This window comes from Chryseobacterium sp. CS2K3 (genome assembly GCF_059515185.1).
Genome location: NZ_JCAKRW010000007.1, coordinates 255,262 through 281,186 on the forward strand (window position 1 = coordinate 255,262; position 25,925 = coordinate 281,186).

The 25,925-nt window shown below is 35.6% G+C and carries 20 protein-coding genes; 13 read left to right on the top strand and 7 right to left on the bottom strand.

The genetic code is table 11. The features are described from left to right. The first annotated feature begins 122 nt into the window (after nt 1–122). Nucleotides 123–1,253: an acyltransferase family protein gene (locus tag AC5YGG_RS14190; protein WP_496145122.1), complete on the top strand. Its 1,131-nt coding sequence runs from the start codon at nt 123–125 to the stop codon at nt 1,251–1,253. 180 nt (nt 1,254–1,433) lie between these two features. On the opposite strand, the gene AC5YGG_RS14195 is transcribed toward AC5YGG_RS14190, so the two are convergent. Together AC5YGG_RS14195 and bla are read right to left on the bottom strand one after the other, a co-directional pair. Then, nucleotides 1,434–2,471 carry a serine hydrolase domain-containing protein gene (locus AC5YGG_RS14195; protein ID WP_496145123.1) on the bottom strand — a complete coding sequence of 346 codons (1,038 nt, stop codon included), beginning with the start codon at nt 2,469–2,471 and terminating at the stop codon, nt 1,434–1,436. Nucleotides 2,472–2,475: 4 nt separating this feature from the next. Beyond that, nucleotides 2,476–3,375: a class A beta-lactamase gene (gene bla, locus AC5YGG_RS14200; RefSeq protein WP_496145124.1), complete on the bottom strand. Its 900-nt coding sequence runs from the start codon at nt 3,373–3,375 to the stop codon at nt 2,476–2,478. 175 nt (nt 3,376–3,550) lie between these two features. Between bla and AC5YGG_RS14205 the strand changes: the two genes are divergently transcribed. From AC5YGG_RS14205 to AC5YGG_RS14215, 3 genes are all read left to right on the top strand, one after another. Beyond that, a complete protein-coding gene (locus AC5YGG_RS14205; protein ID WP_496145125.1) occupies nt 3,551–4,519 on the top strand; it encodes an alpha/beta fold hydrolase in 969 nt (322 codons plus the stop codon). 293 nt (nt 4,520–4,812) lie between these two features. Further along, nucleotides 4,813–5,367, top strand: a complete 555-nt coding sequence (locus AC5YGG_RS14210) for a hypothetical protein (RefSeq protein WP_496145126.1) — start codon at nt 4,813–4,815, stop codon at nt 5,365–5,367. A 31-nt stretch (nt 5,368–5,398) separates the two neighbouring features. Continuing rightward, a complete protein-coding gene (locus AC5YGG_RS14215) occupies nt 5,399–6,667 on the top strand; it encodes a retropepsin-like aspartic protease (RefSeq protein WP_496145127.1) in 1,269 nt (422 codons plus the stop codon). Nucleotides 6,668–6,805: 138 nt separating this feature from the next. Here the strand turns inward: AC5YGG_RS14215 and AC5YGG_RS14220 are convergent, their stop codons facing one another. From AC5YGG_RS14220 to AC5YGG_RS14230, 3 genes are all read right to left on the bottom strand, one after another. After that, a complete protein-coding gene (locus tag AC5YGG_RS14220; RefSeq protein ID WP_496145128.1) occupies nt 6,806–8,269 on the bottom strand; it encodes a RagB/SusD family nutrient uptake outer membrane protein in 1,464 nt (487 codons plus the stop codon). 8 nt (nt 8,270–8,277) lie between these two features. Further along, nucleotides 8,278–11,232 carry a SusC/RagA family TonB-linked outer membrane protein gene (locus AC5YGG_RS14225; RefSeq protein WP_496145129.1) on the bottom strand — a complete coding sequence of 985 codons (2,955 nt, stop codon included), beginning with the start codon at nt 11,230–11,232 and terminating at the stop codon, nt 8,278–8,280. Between the two features lie 202 nt (nt 11,233–11,434). Continuing rightward, complete coding sequence (locus tag AC5YGG_RS14230; RefSeq protein ID WP_496145130.1) at nt 11,435–11,587, bottom strand: hypothetical protein; 153 nt, start codon at nt 11,585–11,587, stop codon at nt 11,435–11,437. 535 nt (nt 11,588–12,122) lie between these two features. Here AC5YGG_RS14230 and AC5YGG_RS14235 point away from each other — a divergent pair. The 6 genes from AC5YGG_RS14235 to AC5YGG_RS14260 all read left to right on the top strand — a co-directional run bounded on the left by AC5YGG_RS14235 (nt 12,123) and on the right by AC5YGG_RS14260 (nt 19,076). Continuing rightward, on the top strand, nt 12,123–13,625 hold the full coding sequence (locus tag AC5YGG_RS14235) for an amidohydrolase family protein (protein WP_496145131.1): 1,503 nt from the start codon (nt 12,123–12,125) through the stop codon (nt 13,623–13,625). A 233-nt stretch (nt 13,626–13,858) separates the two neighbouring features. Next, a complete protein-coding gene (locus AC5YGG_RS14240; RefSeq protein WP_496145132.1) occupies nt 13,859–14,893 on the top strand; it encodes an acetoacetate decarboxylase (ADC) in 1,035 nt (344 codons plus the stop codon). Nucleotides 14,894–14,919: 26 nt separating this feature from the next. Beyond that, on the top strand, nt 14,920–16,281 hold the full coding sequence (locus AC5YGG_RS14245) for an aldehyde dehydrogenase (protein WP_496145133.1): 1,362 nt from the start codon (nt 14,920–14,922) through the stop codon (nt 16,279–16,281). A gap of 82 nt (nt 16,282–16,363) precedes the next feature. Then, a complete protein-coding gene (locus AC5YGG_RS14250) occupies nt 16,364–17,299 on the top strand; it encodes an NAD-dependent epimerase/dehydratase family protein (protein WP_496145134.1) in 936 nt (311 codons plus the stop codon). Between the two features lie 64 nt (nt 17,300–17,363). Continuing rightward, entirely contained in the window at nt 17,364–18,275 is a 912-nt protein-coding gene (locus AC5YGG_RS14255; protein ID WP_496145135.1) for a helix-turn-helix domain-containing protein, read from the top strand. Nucleotides 18,276–18,380: 105 nt separating this feature from the next. Next, nucleotides 18,381–19,076, top strand: coding sequence for a type 1 glutamine amidotransferase domain-containing protein (locus AC5YGG_RS14260; protein WP_496145136.1), 696 nt, complete (start codon nt 18,381–18,383; stop codon nt 19,074–19,076). Between the two features lie 327 nt (nt 19,077–19,403). Here the strand turns inward: AC5YGG_RS14260 and AC5YGG_RS14265 are convergent, their stop codons facing one another. Together AC5YGG_RS14265 and AC5YGG_RS14270 are read right to left on the bottom strand one after the other, a co-directional pair. Beyond that, a complete protein-coding gene (locus AC5YGG_RS14265; protein WP_496145137.1) occupies nt 19,404–20,882 on the bottom strand; it encodes a contractile injection system tape measure protein in 1,479 nt (492 codons plus the stop codon). Between the two features lie 43 nt (nt 20,883–20,925). Further along, a complete protein-coding gene (locus AC5YGG_RS14270) occupies nt 20,926–21,246 on the bottom strand; it encodes a hypothetical protein (RefSeq protein WP_496145138.1) in 321 nt (106 codons plus the stop codon). Nucleotides 21,247–21,804: 558 nt separating this feature from the next. Here AC5YGG_RS14270 and AC5YGG_RS14275 point away from each other — a divergent pair. The 3 genes from AC5YGG_RS14275 to AC5YGG_RS14285 form a co-directional block, all read left to right on the top strand. Further along, nucleotides 21,805–22,386, top strand: a complete 582-nt coding sequence (locus tag AC5YGG_RS14275) for a Pvc16 family protein (RefSeq protein WP_496145139.1) — start codon at nt 21,805–21,807, stop codon at nt 22,384–22,386. A 53-nt stretch (nt 22,387–22,439) separates the two neighbouring features. Continuing rightward, the gene (locus AC5YGG_RS14280; protein WP_496145140.1) at nt 22,440–24,161 is read left to right on the top strand and encodes a phage tail sheath C-terminal domain-containing protein; all 1,722 of its coding nucleotides are present in this window, start codon (nt 22,440–22,442) and stop codon (nt 24,159–24,161) included. Nucleotides 24,162–24,242: 81 nt separating this feature from the next. After that, the coding region (locus tag AC5YGG_RS14285) for a phage tail sheath family protein (RefSeq protein WP_496145141.1) at nt 24,243–25,925 on the top strand (1,683 nt) is incomplete at its 3' end.

The window sequence follows — 25,925 nt, forward strand, 5'->3', positions numbered from 1 at the left end:
TATTGACAAAAAGCATCATTTTCAGTGCCAACAACATATTTTACGATTGATATTGATTATAAAGCTTTCTAAACTTAACTGTGAAGAACATTCGGAAGTTTGATAACATTTGCAGAAAAAATATGATAACAAAACATTCTGAAAGATTTAACGGATTAGATCATCTGCGGGCATTGGCAATTGTATTGGTTTTACTCTATCATTATCGTGCCTTTAAACATCCTGTATGGATTGAAACAGTGGGAAGGTTCGGATGGACCGGGGTGGATCTTTTTTTTGTTTTAAGTGGTTTTCTGATCTCAGGACAATTATTTAAAGATATGAAAAATGGGGGAAGTATAGATGTAAAGACATTTTATATCAAGCGATTTTTCAGAATTTTTCCGTCTTACTTTTTTACTCTTTTTCTATATTTTACCTTTCCTGTTTTTAGAGAGCGGGAAGCTTTACCATCTTTGTGGAAGTTCGTCTCATTTACGCAGAATTATGGATTGGATGTAATCAATCAGGGAACATTTTCCCATGCTTGGTCTTTATGTATTGAAGAACAGTTTTATTTTATTCTTCCATTGATATTGGTCTTTATGCCCAAGAAACTATTTAAATACTTTGTAATTCTCATGATTCTGAGTCTCGCTTTTTCTTTGACGATGAGGATGATAATATGGAGTAGTTCTGTGGATGGAATAGATAATAATTCTTTAGAATTCTGGCGTTTATGGTACATGAAAATCTATTATCCAACCCACACGAGACTGGATGGTCTTGGTATAGGTGTTCTCATCGGATATCTGATGCAATATTCTGACCGTTTTAAAAAGATCATTAACCATCATGGAAATCTACTGTTGCTTTTTGGAATATTGATGCTGAGCATTGCATTCTGGATTTGTATGGAACAATCTTCAGAGGCTGCTTCTACTTTTGGCTTTACGTGGGTTGCGGTAAGTTATGGTATTATTGTGCTGGCTGCAGTTTCAGAATCTTCTTTCCTTTCGAAAACCAAGTCTTATATTACCGCTGAGCTCGCCGCGTTGTCTTATGCCATTTATCTTTCCCATAAAGGAGTTATTCACATCGCTCAAGATATATTTGAATATTTGGATCTTGAAAATTCTGATACGATATCTCTTGTCGTGTGTTTATTGGCATGTGTTGCAGTAGGATTGCTGTATCGGGTTATGATTGAAAAGCCGTTTGCAAATCTTAAAAGTGAAATTTTAAAAGTAAAAGATAAACCTGTGAAAAAATAAACCCTATAGATTATAAAAATTCGTGCATTCGTGGCAACAAAAAGCCTTAGAAGCAATGTATTTATACCACGAATACACGAATAAAAATTGCAAATAAATAATTATGCTTTATCTATGCAGCTGTGAAAATAATAACCCCCAAAGATTAAAAAAATTCGTGCATTCGTGGCAATAAAAAGACTACTTAGAAGTAACACTTTTCAGTACTATATTTTTAATAGCAGCTTCCTTTAAGCTCCAATATTCACTGTTTTTAGGCATCTGATTTTCAAGAATAATCAAACTTGTATCTGTAGAAGGAAAATATACATTAAGACATGTAAACCCGTCACCAAGCCCTGTCACTGCATAATAATTAAGCCCTGCCTCTTTGATGAATCGTATATTGTAGCCAAATCCCATATTTTCTTTTCCGAAAACGTTGTGCTGAGAAGAAGTAGAAGGTGTAAGGATCAGTTTCTGGAATTTCGGGGAAAGAAGTTTTCCTTTAAATAATGCCTGATCCCATTTTGCAAGATCTTCTACAGTAGAAATAACGCCGCCTGCCGGGGCGAATTTATCATTTAAAAATGACTCTTTCACTTTTTCGTACTGATTATTTTCACTTCTGAATCCGGGAATTAATGCCTGATTGTCTTTACTGTTGTATATAAATGTTTTGTCCATTTTCAGTTTCTTGAAAAGGGAATTGGCAAGTTCTGTAAAGCTTTTACCGGTTGTATTCTGAAGAATTTCTCCTAATACCATGTAAGAAAGATTTCCATATTTGAACTGTGAGCCAGCTTTGAATGCAGCAGGTTTGTCAAGATCTGTAATTCCATGAGTATGGTTCAGGAGATTGTGAATGGTGACCGTGTCAGACCAAGGTTGAGTGAGAGACGGAAGATATTTTTTTATCGGAGTCTGAAGGTCCAGTTTTCCCTGTTCAGCTGCCTGTAAAACTAAAACAGCAGTTATCTGTTTTGAATTGGACATAATTTCAAATTGGTCATCAGTTTTTACAGGAGTCTTTTTTTCAAAATCTTTATATCCGTGAGCCTTTAAGTATTTTGCTTTTCCATGTTGTGATACCAAAACGACTCCGTTGAATTTCAAAGGAACAGAAGCTGTTATAACACTATCGATCTTCTTGGAATAGGATTCTGTTTTTTGTGCTTTTGCAGTTAAGGACAACAAGGTGAAAGCAGTAAGTGTCGAAATTATTTTCAGTTTGGTCATGGATTTATTTTTTATTGTAATAATCATAGGTTGCTTTGGAAATATCAGCAATGATTGCTTCTGAGTTGTCAAAGGTTTCGTAAGTATCATGAACAAAGACAGCAATGTATATTTTCTTTTTATTCGGAAGCTCAATGATTCCGAAATTGTTGATGGCTCCGGTCATTCCTTTGTCGTTTGTAAAAGAAGTTCCGGTGCGGTGAGCAACTTTGATGTTTTGTGGTAGCTTTCCTTTCAGTCTTTTAGCACCGGATGCGGTATTCAGCATATTGGTATAAAGCCATTTTGTATGTTCTTTATTTAGTATTTTTCCGTTATAGAACTCTTGTAATAGTCTGATGGCTTCATTAGGTGTTGTTTTGTTAATAAATTGAGAATCCCAGTCTTTATGCATGTCTTCTTCATCATTTTTAATGATAACATCTTTGCTGTTAATGAATTTTTCAACGTATTCGGGACCACCTATTAATCTAAGAAGAATATCTGTTAAATTGTTATCACTGTATATAACAATCCATTTTAAAGCCTCTTCAAGAGTCAGTTCAAGATTTCCTTCCGGATATTTTTCTTTAAAAGGGCTGTATGTGTTTTCCAAGAGTTCTTCCTTTTTAATGAAAATTTTCTGTGGTAAAGAAAGCTCTCCTTTTTCTACTTTATGAAGAATGGCTAGAGCAATATGAAATTTAAAAGTGCTCAACATAGGGTAGAGGTTGTTTCCGTTGATCTGAGTCACTTCTTTTTTGGGAGTACCGGATATGAAAATCGAAACCCCTACATCCGCTTTTTTATTAGCAATAATGGATTCGATGATCTTTTTAAATTCCGGATTGGTATTGGTTTGTGAAAAAAGAGGAAGGCTTAAAAACAGAATAAGCAGCGTGAAAGTAACTTTCTTTAATTTCATTTGAAATAGGTTAATAATAGTTTTTCGTATTCAAATATATGTATTTCCTATGTCTCATTTGATGTAAAGCTATTATTTTTTGATAAACTATTACTGTAAAGGGACAACAATTTATTATATTCATTCCCGCGGAAATTAAAATATCATTTCCGGAATAACTTAAAATCTAATCACTATGATCAAACAATTCCTTTTGCTGATTCTGTTCTTTTTTTCTACAGGATGCTGGTCTCAGATAAAAGAGAAAAAAACAATACGGATTGATACTACGGAAGCTGTTCCGATAGGAGGAATAAAGCAATTTATCAGCATAAAAGGGAACAACCGGGAGCAACCTGTCCTTCTCATTCTGCATGGAGGTCCGGGAAAGTCATTGATTAATTTTTCAGAAGGTTTTACGGATCAATTACAGAATGAATTTGTTGTGGTGAATTGGGACCAAAGAGAAACGGGCGGAACCTTAAACCTAAATAAAACCAAGGATAGTCTGACCACCGATCTGCTTAAAAAAGATGCTTTGGAAGTTGTATATTATCTAAGGAAGAAGTTTCATCAGAAGAAAATATTTCTACTGTCCCATTCGTGGGGATCTGTAATGGGATTTGATATTGCAGCCAGGCATCCGGAATTGCTCTATGCCTATATTCCTGTAAGCCCTGTGATTGATGCTCATAAAAGTGCCGATTTATTTGTGAACGATCTAAAAAAATGGGCTTTAAGCACCGGAAATAATAATGCTGCTGAAGAACTAAAACAGGTAAAGCTTCCCTTTAAAGATAAAGATGATTTTTTTCTGGCTCAAAAATGGTTGTTTGTTCATAACGGAGTAAAAGGAGCAGATACAGAAGACTTTAAAAAAAGCTACTATCAATGGATGAATACTTGGTTTCCGGTTTGGAAGGAAAATGCAGAAACCAATCTGTTTAAGACCATTCCGGAAATTAAATGCCCGGTTTATTTTTTTATAGGAAGTGGTGATAATCAGTCTTATTATACCATTGCCGAAGAATATTATCAATTTTTAAAAGCAAAAGATAAAAATATCTTCTGGTTCAGGGAATCCGGACATACTATATTCAATACGGAGCCTGGAAAAATTCAGGAAATAATCATTAAGGAAATAAAGCCTAAAGTATTGAAATAACAGAAATGTTTTCCTTTACATACTTTTTAGAAATAATAAACGTTTAGCTTTCATGGGCTTTATGATTATAAGCATAAAACCTATCAAACATTAGTTTGTATTTTCACTGATCAGATAAGTAATAAGATTAATACTATTGATAATCAAATTGTAGGAATGGCATCATTTAATAATGGTGTCATTTTTTTCTTTGTAATAATAATGGTGGGAGATTCATGCTTTTTTTATAAATTACTCCAATATCTGATGGATGATAATACGGAAGTTGATTAGCAGATTTATAAACGATTTTTATGAAACATAGAGTAGTGCCTATTGCCTTCGGATTAAACTCATTTTATCTGTCATTTTTATATTTCCGGCTGTTCTGGATCTCCAGTGGTAAAGTTACCGGGGAACTTCTGACTTATAAATACATGTTGTATTCTGTGTTTATGGTTTACCCTTTATTTATGATTTCAGCGCTTATTTTCTCCAAACAATTTAAAGGCGGCTTTTTCGTTAAGCTTTTAGTCTGGGCATTAATGGCTGCGGTCCCGCTTCTGTATTTTTATTCTTTCGATTTGTTTGATGAAAAGCCACTTTTCTATGGATATATCCTCACATTAATTCAATGTCTTTTTCAGTCGAAAATGATTAAAGATGAAGAAATGGCAGCCAGAGTTGCGGGTGTTTTTGCGGCAAAGCTTCTCCTGTGGTTTGTGACGCTTATCCTTTCTCTGTCTTTCCTGATAGGGTATTCAGACAGGGATATTTTGATGAATATGCTGTTTGGTGGCTTCTACTACCTGTTTGCCGGGATTCTTGATATCGTGATTGTACGGTATAAATTTCTCACCGAAAAGTAAAAGGTTTAATAATAATAAAAAAAAATAGATAATGCTTACAATATTCCGTTTAACCGTTTTGCCTGTTATGATTTTATTATCTGCCATGAGTTATGGGCAGGCGCATAGTTCGGCATTTGAAAATCTGTATACTCAGATCAAAAAGAAGAATTTTTTTAAAGCTCGTGAAATCTTTGCTGCAACTCAGAAAAAACTGCCGGCAGAATATCAGTATTTTACAGAAGCGGTCCTTGATAATGCTTTCAATAAACCTGAAGAATCCAATTTGAAGATTGAAAAGTTAGAGACAGGAAAAGCAGGCTTACCGGATTCTCTTATGCTTACAATCTGGCGTCTTAAAGAAGACAATTGCATGAAACAATATGATTATGCGGGTGCCAAAAAAGCGGCAAATGCCACCTTGGATAAATATGCCCAACTGCTTACAGAAGAAGAAAAAGACGATGTGAAAAATACTCTGAAAATATGGACAGCACTCGAAAATATACCTCAACAGAAGGTTTCCATCAATGGAGATACCCGTCTTAAAATGGAAAAAGATGTAGCCGGACTTAAAAATTTAAAAATAAATGTGGGCGAATATTCGATGAACTTTATTTTTGATACAGGAGCGAATATTTCCACGATATCTGCTTCTGCTGCTCAACGTTTAAAATTGGAAATTATTCCTGCAGATATTGATGTGGATGCCATTACAGGAAAATCTGTAAAAGCCAGTCTTGCTGTATGCAAAAAAATGGTTTTAGGAAATATTGTAGTGGAAAATGCTGTATTTCTTGTATTTGGAGACGATGCGCTCAGCTTTCCGCAGATTAATTACCAGATCAATGGGATTCTTGGTTTTCCGGTAATTGAGGCATTGAAAGAAGTGCAACTTACTCAGGATGATTATTTTATAGTTCCCGACAAGGAAACTACGATTAATTCCTCTTCCAATATGGCGATTGACGGCTTATCACCACTTATTTTTATTGATGGAAAGCACTTTTCATTTGATACGGGAGCAGATCATAGCATTCTGTATGCTCCGTTTTATCTGGAAAATAAAAAGAATATTGATGCAAAATACCAGTTGACAAAGATAGGAATGGGTGGAGCTGGAGGAAAAATAGAACATGACGGATTTAAAATAGATCATACCTTTCACATTCTGGGAAAACCTATTGTATTGAAGGATATCAGTGTTTTGAAAACCAAAATCAATAAAGAAACCGTGTATGGGAATATCGGTCAGGACGTGATTAAACAGTTTAAAAAAATGACCCTGAACTTTGATCATATGTTTATCAAATTTGATTAAAAAACTTCTTCATGATACCCGATCCATCTCGTGTTGAGGTGGATTTTTTATTTAAATCCTGCACAAAAAAAGACACCGTTTACTGTTAAACGGCGTCTTGCTTGAAATATATTAAAATTGTTTTTGCTGATGTTCTATTTATTCATTCTGTTTGATTTGCGGGTTATTATTAATCTCTTTATTCGGGATCTGGAATCTGAATTTATCCGTTGTAAGGTTAAACTTTCCAAACGTGTGGTTACTTCCTGTGTATACTCTTTCCAAAGGAATATTTAATCGTTTCATATCAAACCATGCATATCCTTCGCCCCAAAGTTCAATTCTTTTTTGCAGGATGATCTCATTAATCAGTTCATTCCCTGTTTTTGTAGATAAGGTATACGCCTGATCTCTTTTTGAAGCAATTGCGAATAATACCTGTCTTGCCTCAGCTTCTCTGCCTTGTCTTGCCAATGCTTCAGCTTCCACATAATATAAAGATGAAGCTCTGATATAAATGTAATCTCCTTCAAAAAGGCTTGGATCTTTAAACTTCCAGCTTACATAGGCAGGATAATTTTTTGTTTTTCCGTTAAATGTATACTTTGCACTCTGGCTGCCATTGAATACTTTTTTACGGTAATCCGTAGCAGGAATTGCTTCATACAGACGTTTGTCAATCTGCTTATAAATTTGAGCCGCTCCCGCATATCCTTCATTGGTATTATCAAACATAGAGAAGAAAGACGCATAATAATTTCCAATACTTATCGTAGAAATTGTGTTATGGAATCCCCAGATCACTTCAGGATTATTAATGCTTGAAAACCCTGTATTGGTATAATCATCCTCTGTCATCAAAGCAATACCCTGTTTTCCTTCACCGGCATATCTTGCGGCTTTTGTATAATCTCCCGTTTGTAAAAAGACCTCAGCGGCAATCGCTTTTGCCGTTCTCTGATCAATCTGTGCTCTCGAAGGACGTGCAAAACCATCCAAAAGATCGATGGATTCTTCTATATCCTTAGAAATTTGTGTATACACCTCAGCTACCGTTGATCTCGGAAGCCCCTGGCTTGGGTTTGCACTTGTAAGAACCAATGGAAGCCCCGGCTCAGACTGATGAGATTTGTAATCATTTGCATAAAAACGAACCAGATAAAAATAAGAATATGCTCTTAATGCTAATAACTGACCTTTAATTGCCTTATTTTTAGCCCCGGAATCATTCTTTAAATCATCAAGAAGCTTATTAATTACAAATATCCTTGAATAAAAAGTAGTCCATACGATTTCTGAAGCGATGTTACTGGCATTGGTGGCTTCATAATTATAAAACATTCCCAAATGCTGGTTTTTCGCCTGGATCACGTCATTAGACATTAAATCTGCGCCTGCTTTTATTCCCATAATTCCGAAGTCTGAGTGAAAAGTAGTTCCTCCCGCACCATTACTTCTAAGGTCAAGGTATATTCCACCAAGGATCTTTTCCGGCTTTGATTGATCGTCGTTCAATTGTTCACCGGAAATATTTCCTTCTGGCAAAGTATTAAGATCATTGGCACAGCTACTGGTAAGAAGTCCTACGGCTATAGCTGCTATAAAGTACTTTATCGTTTTCATAATTTTTTTTAAAATGTTAATTTAAAACCTAGGGAAACACTTGATAATAAAGAGTATTTGTAAGCATCGGATACTCCCGTTAATGAAGCCCTCGGATCATATCCTTTTCTTTTGGACCACAGGTAAAGATTATTTCCTGTCACATACACCTTTAAGCCTGATAAACCAGCCTGTTGTGCAAAGTCGTCCGGCAGCTGATAAGATAATGTTACATCCTGAAGACTGATATAATCAGATTTAATCAGATATAAGGTAGAGTTCTCATTCTGGCTGGTTGAAGTAAGATCTACACGTGGTAAAGCCGCTGATTTGTTCTCAGGAGTCCAGGTTTTATCCAGATCTGTAGAATAATTTGAAGCATAAGAATCAGAATGGAATAAGCTTCTGTAAATATTGTCATATCCATATCCGCCAAACTGATAAGCAAAATTCAGAGATAAGCTAAGCCTTTTGTAGGTAACATCAGTTCCAAATCCACCATATACCTTCGGAATTGCTGATTTTCCGGTGTTATAATCAGTTGCCTCCTTAAAATTATTAGTAACAGTTCTTTCTATCTGTTGAGTAGATGGATTTACAGAATTTTTATACCATAAAGCATCTCCGTTTAAAGGATTTACCCCTGCAAACTCTTTCAGATAATAGGTATATCTGTCACCGCCTTCAGATAAGATAAACAATCCTGAAACCAGACCTGTAGCTCTTTGCTCAGCAGGTAGTTTTGTGATCTTGTTTTTGTAATGAGTCGCATTCGCATAGAAATTCCACTGAACATTTTCATTGCGGAGAATATCCACACTGATATTAGCCTGAACCCCTCTGTTATACATATCTCCGATGTTTCCGTACTTCACATACGATCCGGAATTTGAGATAGGCAAAGGAAGTGTATAGATCATATCAGATACCTTTCTCTCAAAATAATCTGCATTTACATTCACTCTGTTGTTCAGCAGGGAAAGCTCAAATCCAGCATTGAAATTTTTTGAAGTTTCCCACTTCAGATCTCTGTTTCCCTGTTTTTGTAGCGAGAGTACAGGTTTCCCATCACCAAAATTGTTGATTCCATAGATATCCTGATAAGCATAATAATCCCTGGTAAGATTATTCAGAAGAATATTATCATTTCCCTGCTGTCCGTAAGAAGCTTTTAATTTCAGAGCATTAATGACGGTGTTGTCTTTAAGAAAGTCTTCTTTGGCAACATTCCATGCAAGTCCCAGCCCATAAAAATTACCCCATCTGCTTTCCGGTGCAAAAACTGAAGAACCATCTCTACGAACATTAGCATTAAAGAAATATTTATTGTCATAATTATATAACAACCTTGAAAAATAGCCTTCTACAGCATATTCATAACCATTTCCTGATAAATCCGTGATTTTTACAGCATTATCAAAAGACGTTGACGTAGGTAATAAAAGTTGTTGCTTTGACCCGGAAAATCCTTCATTTTTTGTTTTGTTCAATTCATGACCCACAAGAATATTGAAGCTGTGTTTCCCGAATTTTTTCTGATACGTAAGCAATTGCTGATGATTCAGAGTATAATTAAATATAGATTCCTGGGTAATCGTACCTCCTACAGATGAAGAAGTTCCACCTACTGTATTTCCAAACTGAAGATTTCTCAAATTTTCAAGATAAGCCCCGAAATTGTACGTAAAATCTAGTCCGTTGATAATTTCATAATTTAATCCAAGATTGGCATTGGTAATATTGCTGACGGTTTGAGATTTATCCTGCTGAAGATTTCCTACAGGGTTTTCAAAAACGGCATATGATCTGGAAGCCCCATTAGGTCCCTGACCATCTCCATAGTCATACAAAGCATTCCCATGGGTGTCGTAAAGCCTCTGGTAATTGTCGTCCCTCAGAAAAACAGGATAAAAAGGAGCTATATTTCTGGCAAACTGAAATGGATTTGAAAAGCCTCCCGTTTCCCCAAAATTCTGCTTGCTGTACGTATAAGAAAGTGCAGAAGTCAATTTTAATTTTGGAGTGATAGAGTAGTCTACATTTGATCTGATCCCGAATCTTTCAAAACCTGATGAAATAAGATACCCTTTATCATCCAGATAATTTAATGAAGTATATGATTTCACCTGATCACCACTGGCATTGATTCCAACAGTTGCCTCCCTCCTTAAGGCAGGCTTAAAAAGTAGTTTTTTCCAATTATCCTGATATAATAGTTGAGCATTAGGATTGAATGTCCCATCTGCCGAAATTAATTGATTAAAAGGAACATTATACACATTATATCCCAAACCGTTCAAAGCCGTAAGTCCTACTGCATGAGGAGATGTTCCCGAAGGTATAGCTCCCGGCTGCGTTAATTTTGCAGCTTCCCCGATTCTGGCTCTGTTATAATAAGCTGTATAATAATCCTGAGGCGAAGTATATACAGAATAATCCGCAATAGACCTAAAGTTTACTCCGGTTTTTACATCCGCTTCAATCGTTAATTTTTTATTTTTCCCTCTTTTCGTATTTACAATAATGACACCGTTGGCACCTCTGGAACCATACAGAGCATTAGATGAAGCATCCTCAAGAAAAGAAATACTTTCAATATCTGCTGAAGAAATACTGTTCAGATCACCGTTATACGGAATACCATCCAGTACAATTAACGGATCACTTGAAGCGTTGATGGAACCTATTCCTCTCATTCTTATCGTGGGTTTGGAACCTGGCTGTCCGGAAGAAATTACCTGTACACCAGCAACCTTACCGCCAATTCCCTGAAGAACGTTCCCGTTTTGAAGATTAGAAAGATCTTTAGCCTTTAAAGACTGTACAGACCCGGTGATCTCCTCCTTTTTTTGCTTTCCAAAGGCTACCACCACCACTTCTTTGATGGAAGTCTCCTGGGAAAGACTGTCTTTTTTCTGTGCAAAGCCATATTCTGCGAATAAGAGTACAGCCAATACACCAAGTTTGCATTGTTTTTTTCTCATTATATTAATCTTAGGTTTAAAAAATTGAATTGAGTATCACTCGTTACCTTTCCCGATTAGGAAAAATAGATTCCCAGCCTCCTTTTTGGGGGAGGTGTCAGAAAGAAAATGTTAAAATAGAGGAGGTGTTACCCGGATTAATCTGGCATAAAGCTTATCGGGGCTTTAATTCCTACAATAATGTGCATATTTCTTTGGGAATTTATGGCATCATCATTTTACACATCATAGAAGCAGAACACATATCCTTAGAAGTCGTATTATGCTGTGAATGTTTACTTACTGTACAACATTTTTGCTGTGCAGCTGTAACTATGATAGTGTTTAAGTAAGAATTAAAGTCATTCTTATTCATGAGAATAGAGTTTATTTTTTTTAACTGGGTCAAAATTATTTAATAATTCATAAAACTTTGTTAAAAGCGGATATGAGATAAATCATATTAGTCTACTAATTTAGTGGGGTAATTAAAAAATACAATGTTTTACTGGATAGTTTTGAATGTAATGTATTGGTTGTTAATAATTTGTGTTTTGTTTTTGATTTGATAAAAAATTCTTTAAAAGTTTAAATTTATGGGATGAATAAAAATTAACAAACAAAGTCTATTGTTTTTGTAGACTTTTTATGTATTTTACGCCCGATTTCTTTTTAGGAAGCTTTATCCCGCTATCCACTCATACTCCTCACGCCAGCGCTATGGCTAACGCATGTTGCGGGGTAACCGTTCCTATCGGGGCTAGGGGATGAAGTACAGATGATGAAAATTTGTCATTTAAAGTTTTTATCATTTGTTTTTTCAGATAGAAGCACTTTTACCAGAAAATTAATTATATTTTTGAAAACTGTATAGACAAACGTTTTTTGTTCAATACAGGTTACTAATTATTATGAGAAAATACCTTACCTATATTTTATTGTTGGGATTTCCTCTGTTGGGAGCCCAGAAAAAGATTGAAAAATCTTCATATCAACAGGATTGGACGCTATTAGAGCAGGCAAACCAGAGATCCTCTTTCGATGCAGATATAAAACTATCCGATGCTGAACAGATATTGGATAAAAAATTATTCCAGCTCAGAAAGCAACTTCTTCACGATACAGAAAGCCAAAAAATATCCATCTATAATAGTTCTTTTAATCAGTTAAAACCATTAATAGAAAATAGCAGACTGTTCAATATTTTACAGTTAATGCCAAAAGGAGGTTTATTACATACCCACAGCGGAGGAGTAACCGATGCAAAATGGATCATCACAGCAGCAAGAAAATATAAAGAATGTTATGTCTATGATCAAAAGGACAATGATCAGTTTATTTTGGGGCAATTGGCTTTTTTCGAAGCAGGAAAAGTACCGAATGGATTTGTAAACCTTGATCAGAAGCTAAAATCCAACCCGGGTTTTGAAAATGAATTGCTAGAGCTTCTCCTTTTAAAACGTGACAATCTTTGTTCCTATACCGATTACTGGATTGAATTTGAGAAACGTTTTAAACGTATCAATCTGTTATTACCTTACCGCCCATTCTTTAAAGAATACTATCTGAAAGGTTTTCAGGATCTGGCTAAAGATAAAGTGCAGCATGTGGAGATCAGGTATGTTTTTGACGAGCTTTATGATTTTCAGCACGGAAAATATCCTTTAGAAAAGACAATTACAGATTTACAGGATATTGTTAAACAAATGCGTCAGTCCGAACCACAGTTCAGCCTGAAGTTAATTTATTCAAGCTTTAAGTTTTTAGACTCTGCAAGCATTGAAAAGCAGTTGGAAATTGCCCTTAAGCTTAAAAAGGAATTTCCGGATATGATCTCCGGTTTTGATCTTGTTGCAGACGAAGCAGCAGGAAACAGCATCAATTCCTTCCAGAATAACTGGACAAAATTGAATGAAATGACCAGGAAATCAGGATTGGAAATGCCACTATTTCTTCATGCTGGAGAAAGCAATTCTATTTTTAACAAAAATGTGCTGGATATTACCTTATTGAACAATCCTAGAATTGGTCATGGGCTTAATCTGATCTATTTTCCAAAATCTATGGAGCTGATCAGAACCCAAGGTAAGCTGGTTGAGGTAAGCCCGATCAGTAATCAGATTTTAGGCTATGTAAGTGACTTGAGAAATCATCCTGCAAGAGTTTTGCTGAGTAACGGAATACAGTGTTCCATTAATAGTGACGACCCTTCGGTATATGGATATGAAGGTCTTAGCTATGATTTTTGGGTAGCTTTTGTATATTGGGAACTGGATGTGAAAGCATTGAAAAAACTGGTTTTTAATTCAATTAATTATTCTTCTTTGAGTAAAAATGAAAAACAGCAGTCTATCCAGTATCTGAATACACAATGGAATGATTTTGTACAAAAAGCCAATCAGGAACTGAAGTAAACCTGATAAAAAATTACTTTTATAAAGAAAAAGCACCATTTCGAAAATGGTGCTTTTTTTTCTGAGACTACGTTTCAGAAATACAACCAATCTGTTTTCGCGATCTCAACGAATAAATATCAGCCCAACTATCTGAAAATTACAAAACAGAGATTCTGTTACAACTTCCCTTAATTGAGATACTTCATTCACGCCTGTTCTTCAGAACTTTGTCCTAACAAAAACAACAGGATATGAACCCTTTAAAAATAGCGGTTACCGCAGCAAGCATAAGTATTTATTCCAGTGGAATGGCTGCAACTTATAAAAGTAATATAAACACAGCAGATTATAAAAACCAAATCACAATGGATACAATCAAACCCAATCAGACCATTATTGATCTTGCAGGTCATAAAGTTCCGGTATTAAAAAACGGACTCTACGACAGATTTCGTTCAAATCCACCATTATCTGTCATTGAAAAAGAAGCTCCGGAAATTGATTTAAGTTGGTTCAAAACCATTCAGAAGCAGAAAAAAGAAGTTGGATTTACCACCTATTCGCCGAATTTTTATTACAGCAACAGCAGTATTACAGCGATTTATACGGCTGATATGAAAACATTGAAAAAACTGATTCCTGAAGAAGTTCGTGATATTGTTAAGCCTATTTCTATTACTCCGGGTAGAGGATTGATCGCTATTACAGCGTATGCTTACCATTACTGTGATAATGATTCTTATAATGAATTATCTGTTTCTATAGTGACCACTAAACCTGATTCAGGAAACTGGGGGATATTTTCTTTGCTGGGCGAAGTGAAAAATAAAAACCTTTGGGGATATGTTTTGAAACTTCCGGTAGATACAGAGCTGGCAAGAGTTCGTGGAGTAGTAGGATATAATTTACCGAAATGGCTGATCCCGATTGATTATAATAATAAAGAAAACAGTTTAGGTTTTGATTTCTATGATCAGTCCGGAAAGATAGATTTTTCAATAGAGGGTAAAAAGCTGGATATTGTAGAAACCAAGCCGGAAATTGTTCGTTCCAATTTCATAAATATAGATGCAAGAGGAAAACTTACACATGGATATACGGATGTGAGAGCTTTAAAAAAGGCTACGAGCAAAAAGAAAGAAGATGTAAAGCTTATTCTTACTGATGGACCTTTGTCTGCATTTATCAAATCATTAAATCTTGGAAAACTGATGCGTTACGACTATCAGCCGGAATTTCAGGCAGCTTTGTATACTCCTGAGCGAGTAGAGGATTCAAAAAAATAAAATTTGAACAGTTAAAGACAAAAACAATGGATTTTGCTACAATATTTCAGTCACAGAAGGAATTTTTTAATTCACATCAAACGAAGAATGTTGCATTTCGGAAAGAAACTCTCTTAAAGCTGAAGAACCTTTTAAAAGCTAATGAAGAAAGGCTTTATGATGCTATTTACAAAGATTTCCGAAAAGGCAGATTCGATACTTTTCTTACAGAATTGAATCTGGTGTATAATGAGATAGATTTTTTCCTTAAGAATCTGGATACGCTGAGTAAGCCCAAAAAGGTGAAAACATCTCTTAGTTTACAACCTGGAAAAAGCCACATCTATTATGATCCGTTGGGAGTTACTTTGATCATCGGAGCATGGAATTACCCTTATCAGCTGACATTAAGCCCAATGGTAAGTGCTATTGCAGCAGGAAATACAAGCATTATTAAGCCCAGTGAGCTGCCTGAAAATACAATGCATCTTTTGGCTGAGCTTATCAATAATAATTTTCCGATGGAATATCTGTACGTAGCAGAAGGCGGAATCCCGGAAACTACAGAATTACTGAATTTCCGTTTTGATAAGATCTTCTTTACCGGAAGTCCTAAAGTAGGTAAGATCGTATATGAAGCCGCTGCGAAGAATCTGGTTCCGGTGACCTTGGAATTGGGAGGGAAATCTCCGGCAATTGTTACAGAAACAGCAGATTTAGAAGTTGCAGCAAAACGTTTGGTATGGGGAAAATTCCTAAATGGCGGACAAACCTGTATTGCTCCTGATTATCTCTTCGTACAGGAATCTGTAAAACCGAAACTGCTGCAGCTGATGAAAGAAAAGCTGGATGAGATCAATTATTCAGAAAATGCAGAACATTATACAAGCATTATCAATAAAAGGAATTTTGAGCGTGTACTTAATCTTATTGATGAATCAAAAATAATATACGGCGGAAAATATAATGCGGAAACACTTTACATGGAACCTACTATTTTGGATCGTGTAAGCTGGGAAGATGCCGTTATGCAGGAAGAAATCTTTGGTCCGGTTTTCCCTGTTATTTCTTATACAGATTATGATGAAGTACTGAAGAAGATAATAGAAGGTGAAAAGCCCCTTGCTGCTTATCTCTTTACAAAGAATAGAGAAGAAAAAGACAAGCTGCTGCATTGGGTTTCTTTTGGAGGAGGATGTATTAATGATACTTTAATGCATATTACCAGTGATTATCTTCCGTTTGGCGGAGTCGGGAACTCAGGAATCGGAAACTATCACGGAGAATTTGGCTTCCTTACATTTTCGCATCAGAAATCAGTGGTTGAAAAAACGAATTGGGGCGAACCAGACTGGAAATATCCGCCGTATACAGATAAAAAAATGAACTGGCTGAAAAAGGTAATGTAGATCTATTTAAAATTGAGATGAAAAGTGATAAATTCGTATGAATAATGATCTCAATTCTTCAGTAATTTAAAATTAAAATAATATGCAAACAATATTAGGTGCCAATGGACAGATTGGTGAAGAACTGGCAAGAGAATTAAAAAGAAATTTTACATCGGATATTCGTATTGTCAGCAGAGATGCAAAAAAAGTAAATGATACAGATGAGGTATTTTCTGCAGATTTATCCATCCGCGAAAAAGCTATTGAAGCTGTAAAAGGCAGTGAGATTGCTTATTTCACTTTAGGACTCCCGATAAGTTCGGATCTTTGGGAAAAGCAGTTTGCCCTTATCCTCCGTAATGTGATTGACGCATGTAAAATTAACGGGACAAAATTGGTGTTCTTTGACAATACTTATATGTATCCGCAAGATGACAGAGTGCTTACAGAAAGTACAGCCTTTGATCCGGTAGGCAGAAAAGGCGCCGTAAGAAGAAAAATGGCGGAAATGGTTTTGAAAGAAATAGAATCCGGTGAATTGCAGGCTGTTATCTGCCGCGCTCCCGAGTTTTATGGTCCGGGAAAGACACAGAGTATTACCAATACACTGATTTTTAATAATATCAAAGAAGGTAAAAAGCTGAAAGTTCCATTAAGTGCCCATAAGAAAAGAAGTCTTATCTGGACTCCTGATGCCAGCCGTGCCACAGCATTGATTGGAAATACTCCCGATGCTTTCGGGCAAACATGGCACCTTCCTGTTGATAAAAGCCATCCGACCTATCAGGAATTTATCAGAACAGCTTCCGAAATTTACGGTAAAGACCTGAAATATACTGTAGTTCCCAAATTTTTCTTTACAATCGGATCTTTCTTTAATCAAAGGGTAAAAGAGCTGCTGGAATTGCTTCCAAGGTATGAACATGATAATATATTTGATGATTCAAAATTCAGAAACAGATTTCCTGATTTTCAGGTGACCAGCTATAAACAGGGAATAAGTAAGATTAAGAGTGAACAATTTCCTGGGAAATAATAAGATCAGTGGATTTTGTTTCAAATCAAATAGACATAGGCTAACAAAAGGTAATGTGTAAATAATGAAGACTCCAATAAAAGTAAATTCAATAAGTGCTTTACATAAGGCATTAGGACTGAAAAAACCATCCAATCCTCTGATCAGTGTGTTTAATTTTGATGACGTAAAGCTGGATCCGGAAACAATTCTCAGTTCAGTTATCACAGATTTTTATGTAGTGGCTCTCAAAAAAGACTGCGCAGGAGGAAAGTGTAAGTATGGACAGCAATATTATGATTTTGATGAAGGTATTATGTATTTTATTGCACCTCATCAGGTATTGCAGTTTGAAGATATATTACTGAATAGCGTAAAAGGATTTGTATTGGTTGTACATCCTGATTTTATTCAGGGGTATCCTTTAGCATCGATGGTGAAAGACTATGGCTTTTTCTCTTATGCAACGAACGAAGCGCTGCACCTTTCTGAAAAAGAAGAAAAATCTATTATGGACATCATTGATAATATAGAGCAGGAAATAGAAACTAATATGGACTCTTTTACACAGGATCTGCTGGTTTCTAACCTTGATCTGTTATTGAAATACTGTGACCGTTTTTATAACCGCCAGTTTTTAACCAGAAAGAAAGTAAACAACGATCTGCTTTCAAGACTTGAAAATCTGCTTGATGATTATTTTAAAAATGAGAAATTAAGTATCAATGGTATTCCCACCGTTCACTTTGTAGCCGAGCAAATGAATCTGAGTGCCAATTATCTAAGCGATATGCTTCGGGTGCAGACAGGGCAGACCACACAACAGCATATTCAGAACAGATTGATTGAAAAAGCAAAAGAATTACTGTCTACCACGGAAATGTCGGTTTCTGAAATTGCCTATCATTTAGGATTTGAACATCCACAATCTTTTCATCGCCTGTTTAAAAACCGTACTTCTTTCTCACCGTTGGAGTTCAGGGCTTCATTTAATTAACTTTTAGCAATTATTGAAATTCAGAGATTGCGTTACAAATTTCCCTGATTTTGTTATATCGATTATCATCTTTATTCTGAAATTTGTTATACTAAAATGAATGCTATGAATACTTTAAAGATCCTGATTATCGTTACCAATGTAAGCATGTATGCCAGCGGACATCTGAAAACCGGTCTATGGTTGAGTGAACTTACCCATATTTATCATTCAGCAAAAGAAAGAGGATATGATATTGATATTGCGAGTCCGGAAGGAGGTAATATTCCCATTGATCCTGAAAGTCTTAAATTTTTTACACTCGATAAAATTTCTACAACCTATTGGAATGACGTTTCTTTCAGGAAAATTTTAAATAATAGTAAAAGCCTGGAAGAAGTTGAGAACCAACAGTATGATCTTGTATATTTAGCAGGCGGTCATGGCACAATGTATGATTTTCCTGATAATTCAACCTTACAATCTATTATTAAAAACCAATATGAAAGTGGAAGAATAGTAGCCGCTATTTGTCATGGAGTCGGAGGATTACTGAATGTAAAACTTTCCAATGGTGAGTATCTGATTAAAGGAAAAGAAATGACAGGATTTGATTGGTTTGAAGAAACTATCGCAAGAAGGAAAAAAGAAGTCCCTTTCAATCTGGAAGCTGCGATTAAAGAACGTGGAGGTGATCTGAAAAAAGCTTTCATACCCATGACTTCTCATGTTGTGGTGACCGATAACCTCATCACAGGACAGAACCCATTCAGCTCAAAGGAAATGGCAAGAGTGGTTATACAGCAACTTGAGAGAAAGTAATTGAAAATACACTGTAAAACAGAACCGTAATCACTGAAAGATTTTGTATAAGTTTGTTTCAGGACGGCTATTGAAGGAAACTTATATAACAGGAGTACAAATATGAATAGCGCCACTTTTAAGTGGCGCTATTCTTTAATATCTCTTTAAAATTCACTTTTTCTCTGAAGAATTATTTGACTTTAGAATATTGATGCAGGATCTTCAATAAAGAATTTTCTCTACATCTTTAGATAGTGATAGAACACGAGAAGAGATAGGTGAATCTATTAAATTGATATTGTTTCAGATTCAAATCAATCGGAGAATGTTATTTGTAACAGACAGTTACCAGTTTACATACATGAATTTTTCCTGCCACGGCAGCCTAATAAGACCAATTCCCCAGGAAAGTTTTTCAAGAAGAATATCCTGTGTTTTCCTTTCCATTGTAAGCGTATAATCATAATCTGTGATGACAAGCTTTCCTGATCGTTGAAAAAATTCGTTTTGTAATAATTCTACTGATGATTTCTTCATGGAACTCCAATTATGCTGAACACTTTCTATCACATTTTTAGCCTGTTTTTTATGCTTTCGCGACAGTTTGATGTGTCTGTTAATCGTTTGGTGTAGCGGAATATTACACAAGAATTTTTCAAATATCATATCACATTCGGGAGCGTTGGTCTTTCCGGTAGCAATATAGTGGAGCAGATGCGCACATAATTCAGGATCAGTAAGTTCTCTGGTTTCTGGATGAATAAGATCACAATGCTCAAACAGTGGTTTGATGAATGGATGGATCAAAATAAGCCCTGCGTTTTGAACATATTGTCCCTCGTTTTGGTCTGTGCCTTCTTGAACCTCCAAATCCTTTTGATAATCAGCTTCCATTGCACTGACTATATTCTCAGACTTCTCTATAGATTCGGTTTTACTGTTTTCCGGAATTTCATTTTCCTGAATATCAATACTTTTAATAAAAGGGAATATCTGAACAACTGTCTTCCTGTTTTTAAGGTTGGCTTTTGTTGTTTGCGAACCAGCTTGTTCCATTTTTGAAATCTGTTGTAAAAGATACTCCCGAAGACTATTATTACCTGATGCATTCAAATACTTTGATATTATATTCAAGATCAGACGCCATATGATGATTCTGTTTGTATGATTCTGTTTTGATATATGATGTATTATATTCGGTTCCAGGTTGATTTCCAGATCTTTATTTTTCAAAACAGTCAGGCATAACTGTGCAATCTGTTCATCAGAAAACTGATTGATAATTCTGTTTCGGACATTTTCCTTTGATAAAACAGGAACAATCTTTTTTTGAAACTGATCAGCAGCAACAAGCTGATCAAAAACTACCGATTCCAGAATGGAAATACTACTGTTCTCAGAATTCCACCATGGCATAGATCCTTTTTCTAAAAAATGAATAAACGCCTGAAGTAACTTTTCTTCACTATCCATAAGATATGCTTGAAAGGTATTTTCTGTTTCCTGATTTTGCTTTTGAATTCTATGTTCAATATCTATAGATTTGGTAATTTCTGAAAGTTCTTCCTTAAAGACCTGAGTGATTTTGTCTTTTAATTCGCTATTTAATGTACTGCTTTTTACATCCACATTTAATTCTAACCTGGGAATTTGTAAGGTATTTCCAGTTAGTTTATATTCTAACGTATTAATATACTGTTCTATTTGAGGGAAAACATCAATAGATAAAAAGCTATTAACGTCGTCTTTTATACTCAATGCCTTTTCTTTATTATTGACGTTAATTTCAATAAAAACTTTCTGAATTATATGATCCTGATTCACATCCAATAGGTTTAAATTATCAATATTGATAGCCTTAAACGGACTATTTCCTGTCAAACTCGCCTCCCCAGAAACCTGCCGGACACAGGCTTAATCTTGATTTTTGCTTTGCGCTTAATCTGCATCCGCAACCTCTTACAAAACCATCTTTTGGAGCATCTGCAACCTCCAGTGTTTTAGGGTCAAGCCATTTCATCGCGTTGCAATTATTACCGTTTTTTAGAGGGCATGCATTACAGATCTGTTCCCTTAGTGAGAAAATAACTTCCTCATTTTGATCCGCCATTCCCAATTTTGAACGCAGTTCATTGAAATGACCGTCAATAATTTCATTACGCTTGCTAAAAAGATTTTTAATATTCATATGATTAGTTTTTAAAATTATTGGGTCAAAATTATAAAGAAGAGAAGCCATTTTTCGAATAATTAGACGGGTCTATTCTGTCTTTGCAGTAAAACACAAAAATCATTTCCTGATAATGCGGGTTTCCAAATTCTAAGCAATAAAAACATAAAAAGGTCTAATGAGAAACCCTCTTTTTAAAAAATTAATATCTCTGACCATACATCATTTCATTTGATGATTTATAACGAAGAAAAAGTAAGGATCAAGAAAATTACCGATTCCATGATTGAGCAATGCTATGTTGAAACGAAGTAGTTTTTTAAAAGAAAACTCAATGCAGTTATGGTGATCAAATTTGACCATCATATGACAGCGAAACTCTCATCGCTAAAATTATATTTTTAAAATATGTTTTTAATTATATGATTTATAGAATGTTTTGTGTTTTTGTTTTTGTCATTTTTTATGAAAATTAAAATCCTATTTACTGCAAAGACTGTATTGAGGGGGCAAAATATTTGTCTTTTGAGGGGTCGTGATTGTATGTTTGCACCATAATAATTAAGCAAAGAAATTATGATCTATAAAGTATTAACAGTTTTAAAAAATCATTTAAATGCTCCGGGCGGTTTACATGATGACTCTGTAAGTGAAGTAGCAGTTGTAGATGACATTGCAAAACATGAAGGTGACAGCCAAAGTACTGATAACAAGGTGGTCATTAGTCTTTTGAGTGTTGAAGAAGAATCAACATTGAAAAACAGATCAAGATATCAGCAGGTTGTGATAGATAAAAAACCAGTCCGGTATGATAAGGAGAGTGCTCCGGCTTACATAAACCTATATGTAGTGGTCTCTGCAAACAGAAATATGTATAGCAAATCTTTAGCAGATATTTCAAAAGTAATTGAGGTATTCCAAAAAAATAATGTTTTAGAATATGTGGATAATGGAGAACCTAAAAACAACTTTACTTTCAGAATCGAGCTGCATTCCGTTCCATTTGATCAATTAAGCTACATCTGGGGATTACTGGGCGGAAAAATAATGCCTTCTGTGCTATATAAAATCAGTGTGGTGAAAATTGTTGCTCCGGATGAAGCAGTTGAGGTTAAATTAATTGATAACGTTAATATAGAAAGCATTAATGTTGATTAATTCCCTCCAAAAAAACTAAAAACAAAAACTAATAACCCTTTAAATTTTTAAACATGTTAAATTCAGCAACACCAGGTGTTTCTGTTGAAGAAACTACAAAACTTCCCTACTCAGTTGCATTTATTGAAACGGCTATGCCTGCATTTATTGGGTATACCGAAAAAATCCCTGCTGGTTACCAAGAACCGCTCAGAATCAGTTCTCTTCTGGATTATGAGCAGAATTTTGGGAAAGCAAAGAAAGAAAATATCCAATTAAAGGATGTAGAAGGTAAGGGAACAACACTTGTGGCTCCTGATGCGCAATTCTTAATGTATTATTCGCTTCAGATGTATTTTGCCAATGGTGGCGGTCCATGTTATATCATTTCTGTAGGAGACTATACTTCACAGGAAGTGCAGTTAGCCTCTCTGGAAGCAGGGCTGAATATGATAGATCATAAAGTTATTAAAGAACCTGTTCTTATTATTTTTCCTGATGCCATCTCATTAAACAAAGAAACCGACTTTTATCTTATCTATAATAAAGCCATTGAAAAAGCAGAAACCGATAAGAAAAATAGATTTGTCATATTAGATACTTATTTCGGAAATTCTATTACCGAATCAGAAAACCTTACTACGGTTGAATCATTTGGAAGTAAAGTGAAATTAACGAATCACGCTGCCGCTTACTTCCCTCACTTAGAAACTATCCTGAATTATAGATTTGATGAAACTGAAAATACAATCACTCATACCGGTTTACAAAAAGCAGGACAAGATAGTAGTGCCTTTTACTCAGGTGAGATTGCCGCTTTAGACGAATTGAAACGTTTAGCAAGTGCAGAAATTGCAAGCGAATCTGCCAATGCTTTAGTTCTTGCTGATTTGTTAGGTCAGGCTATTGCAATTGCTGAAGAAGTAAACGAAGCTGCTGATCCGGGTGAGAAAAAAGATATTTTAGTAACAATGATTACCGAGGCAAAAGCAGTATTTGATGCCATCTATGACGGAATAATTGATGATTTCGTTATGCCTGAAGAAGTAAACGAAAATACACCTGTCTTCAGCGGAGAATTTGAATCATTGAAAAATGCCATCCTGGGAGTAAGAGATGAAAAAGGAGATGCAAACGGTTTGACACTTAAAAATTTAGAACTATCCAATTCCGCATTATACAATCATGTAAAAAGAGAAATGATGTCATTGCATGTTGTATTACCTCCATCATCAGCAATTGCAGGTGCCTATGGCAGAGTAGACAGTACAAGAGGAGTATGGAAAGCTCCGGCAAACGTAAGTCTTAATTATGTCATTCATCCCACTGAAAAAATTTCTGATAAGGAACACGCCGCTTTAAACGCTGCAGACTTTGGAAGATCAATCAATGCCATCAGAACCTTTACAGGAAAAGGGACGTTAATCTGGGGAGCCAGAACTCTTGACGGAAAAGACAAGGATGATAACGACAAAGATAATGAATGGAAATATGTTCATGTACGCCGTTATTATAATATGATCAGACAGGCAATAAGAGAAGCGCTGGATAAAAACTTTATCAATGAGCCTAATATTCCTTATACCTGGTTATGTGCAAAAACAATGTTGGAAAATTTCCTTCATCAGCAGTGGATGGAAGGGGCATTAGTTGGGAATACTCCGAAAGAAGCTTACAAAGTAACAGTAAAAGGACTTGAAGGTACAGGAACAATGAATGTAAACCTGGAAATAGCCTTAGTACGTCCGGCAGAATTTATTACCCTTACTTTCTCGCACAAATTACAACAATCCTAAAAACATAAAAATCAATCACGAATAAGTATTCGAAGTTATGCTTCGATGAATAATTAATTATTAACATAAAATTTTTTTAAAATGAATTACAAAACCCCTGGAGTTTACGTGGAGGAAGAAACTAAATTCCCACCTTCCGTAGCGCAAGTTGAAACGGCTATCCCTGCTTTTATCGGATATACAGCAGCTGGTCAGAAAAATAAACCAATGAGAATTACATCTATGTTGGAATATGAGCAATCTTTTGGAAAAGCAAATCCGGAAACCTTCGCTGTTGATTTCAAAGACGGTGTTGCCACTGCAATGCAGACTAAGGTAAATGATTTTAAGATGTACTATGCTATGCAAATGTATTTTGCCAATGGTGGTGGTCCTTGTTATATTATTTCTGTAGGAGGTTATGATGCTAAAGTAGCCGTAGAATCTACCACAAGCACAGAAACTTTATCATATGGTCTTGAATTGTTAAAAAAAGAAGATGAGCCTACGCTTATTGTCTTTCCTGACCTTCAAGGTCTAGTTCCTGCCGATACTGATATTGCTGCTGCTACAGCTGCTGCTCAGACTGCAGAAATCAATAAAGGACTGGCTGAAGACGTAAATCTTGCTGCAAAAGCGGTTGCAGATGCGGCAAATATTGAAGGACCTACTACAGTAAAAGATGTTGTGGCTGCAGTAGTTGCTAAAGCAAAAACGTATGAAGTTACAGATGAGAATAACGCTAAACAAGTAGCTAAAGCTAAGGCTGCTCAAGCAGTTGTTAATGCTGTAAAAGTAGCTGCAACACCTTCGAATGCTACTGTTGGCGATGTTAAGATTGCCGCTTCAGCAGCTGCTTTTATCTATAATAAAAACCTGGAGACAGCTAAAACCGTAGCTAAAAATGCTGGTGATGTTAAAGCTGAAGTTTTGAGCAGAGCTGGTAATGCTGTTGCTATTAATGAAGCATATTCTGTGTACAATAGAGCTTTAGATCAGGCAGAATCATTAAAAGACAGATTCGTTATTATGGATGTTCTTGGAGATGCTGATGCCTTCAGAGATGGAGTAGTATCTACAGGCTTACAATATGGAGCAGCTTACTACCCGAAATTGAACACCGTTTTAAGTTATGACTTCGAAGATCTTTTTGTTTTAGTAACAGGAATAGATGATAGCGGAAATTTAGCCGAATTAAAATCAAAAAACTCCGAGCTTTATAATCAGGCTAAAAAGGCAATTGAATCTAAAAAAGTGATTTTAGCGCCATCGTCTGCCATTGCAGGAATGTATGCTAAAGTAGACAGTACTTCAGGAGTATGGAAATCACCAGCCAACTTAGGTCTTAACTTAGTAGAATCACCTACTGTAAAGCTTTCAACAAAAGATCAGGATTTGCTTAATGTAGATGCAGAATCAGGAAAATCCATTAACGCGATCAGAGCGTTTGCAGGAAAAGGAACACTCGTTTGGGGAGCAAGAACATTAGACGGAAACAGCAATGAATGGAGATACATCTCTGTAAGACGTTTCTTCAACATGGTGGAAGAATCCGTGAAAAAAGCTACAGAACGTTTCGTTTTTGAACCGAATACAGCCAATACATGGGTTCGTGTACAATCAATGATCGAAAACTACCTTGATCAGCAATGGAGAGACGGAGCATTAGCGGGAAGTAAACCGGAAGAAGCCTTTTATGTAAGCGTTGGTCTGCACAAAACAATGTCTGCACAGGATATTTTAGAAGGAAGAATGAATATCGAGATTGGTATGGCTACAGTACGT

Coding starts and splice junctions, on each gene's coding strand:
- AC5YGG_RS14190 (WP_496145122.1), top strand. CDS start 123: ATGATAACAAAACATTCTGAAAGATTTAACGGATTAGATCATCTGCGG.
- AC5YGG_RS14195 (WP_496145123.1), bottom strand. CDS start 2,471: ATGACCAAACTGAAAATAATTTCGACACTTACTGCTTTCACCTTGTTG.
- bla (WP_496145124.1), bottom strand. CDS start 3,375: ATGAAATTAAAGAAAGTTACTTTCACGCTGCTTATTCTGTTTTTAAGC.
- AC5YGG_RS14205 (WP_496145125.1), top strand. CDS start 3,551: ATGATCAAACAATTCCTTTTGCTGATTCTGTTCTTTTTTTCTACAGGA.
- AC5YGG_RS14210 (WP_496145126.1), top strand. CDS start 4,813: ATGAAACATAGAGTAGTGCCTATTGCCTTCGGATTAAACTCATTTTAT.
- AC5YGG_RS14215 (WP_496145127.1), top strand. CDS start 5,399: ATGCTTACAATATTCCGTTTAACCGTTTTGCCTGTTATGATTTTATTA.
- AC5YGG_RS14220 (WP_496145128.1), bottom strand. CDS start 8,269: ATGAAAACGATAAAGTACTTTATAGCAGCTATAGCCGTAGGACTTCTT.
- AC5YGG_RS14225 (WP_496145129.1), bottom strand. CDS start 11,232: ATGAGAAAAAAACAATGCAAACTTGGTGTATTGGCTGTACTCTTATTC.
- AC5YGG_RS14230 (WP_496145130.1), bottom strand. CDS start 11,587: ATGAATAAGAATGACTTTAATTCTTACTTAAACACTATCATAGTTACA.
- AC5YGG_RS14235 (WP_496145131.1), top strand. CDS start 12,123: ATGAGAAAATACCTTACCTATATTTTATTGTTGGGATTTCCTCTGTTG.
- AC5YGG_RS14240 (WP_496145132.1), top strand. CDS start 13,859: ATGAACCCTTTAAAAATAGCGGTTACCGCAGCAAGCATAAGTATTTAT.
- AC5YGG_RS14245 (WP_496145133.1), top strand. CDS start 14,920: ATGGATTTTGCTACAATATTTCAGTCACAGAAGGAATTTTTTAATTCA.
- AC5YGG_RS14250 (WP_496145134.1), top strand. CDS start 16,364: ATGCAAACAATATTAGGTGCCAATGGACAGATTGGTGAAGAACTGGCA.
- AC5YGG_RS14255 (WP_496145135.1), top strand. CDS start 17,364: ATGAAGACTCCAATAAAAGTAAATTCAATAAGTGCTTTACATAAGGCA.
- AC5YGG_RS14260 (WP_496145136.1), top strand. CDS start 18,381: ATGAATACTTTAAAGATCCTGATTATCGTTACCAATGTAAGCATGTAT.
- AC5YGG_RS14270 (WP_496145138.1), bottom strand. CDS start 21,246: ATGAATATTAAAAATCTTTTTAGCAAGCGTAATGAAATTATTGACGGT.
- AC5YGG_RS14275 (WP_496145139.1), top strand. CDS start 21,805: ATGATCTATAAAGTATTAACAGTTTTAAAAAATCATTTAAATGCTCCG.
- AC5YGG_RS14280 (WP_496145140.1), top strand. CDS start 22,440: ATGTTAAATTCAGCAACACCAGGTGTTTCTGTTGAAGAAACTACAAAA.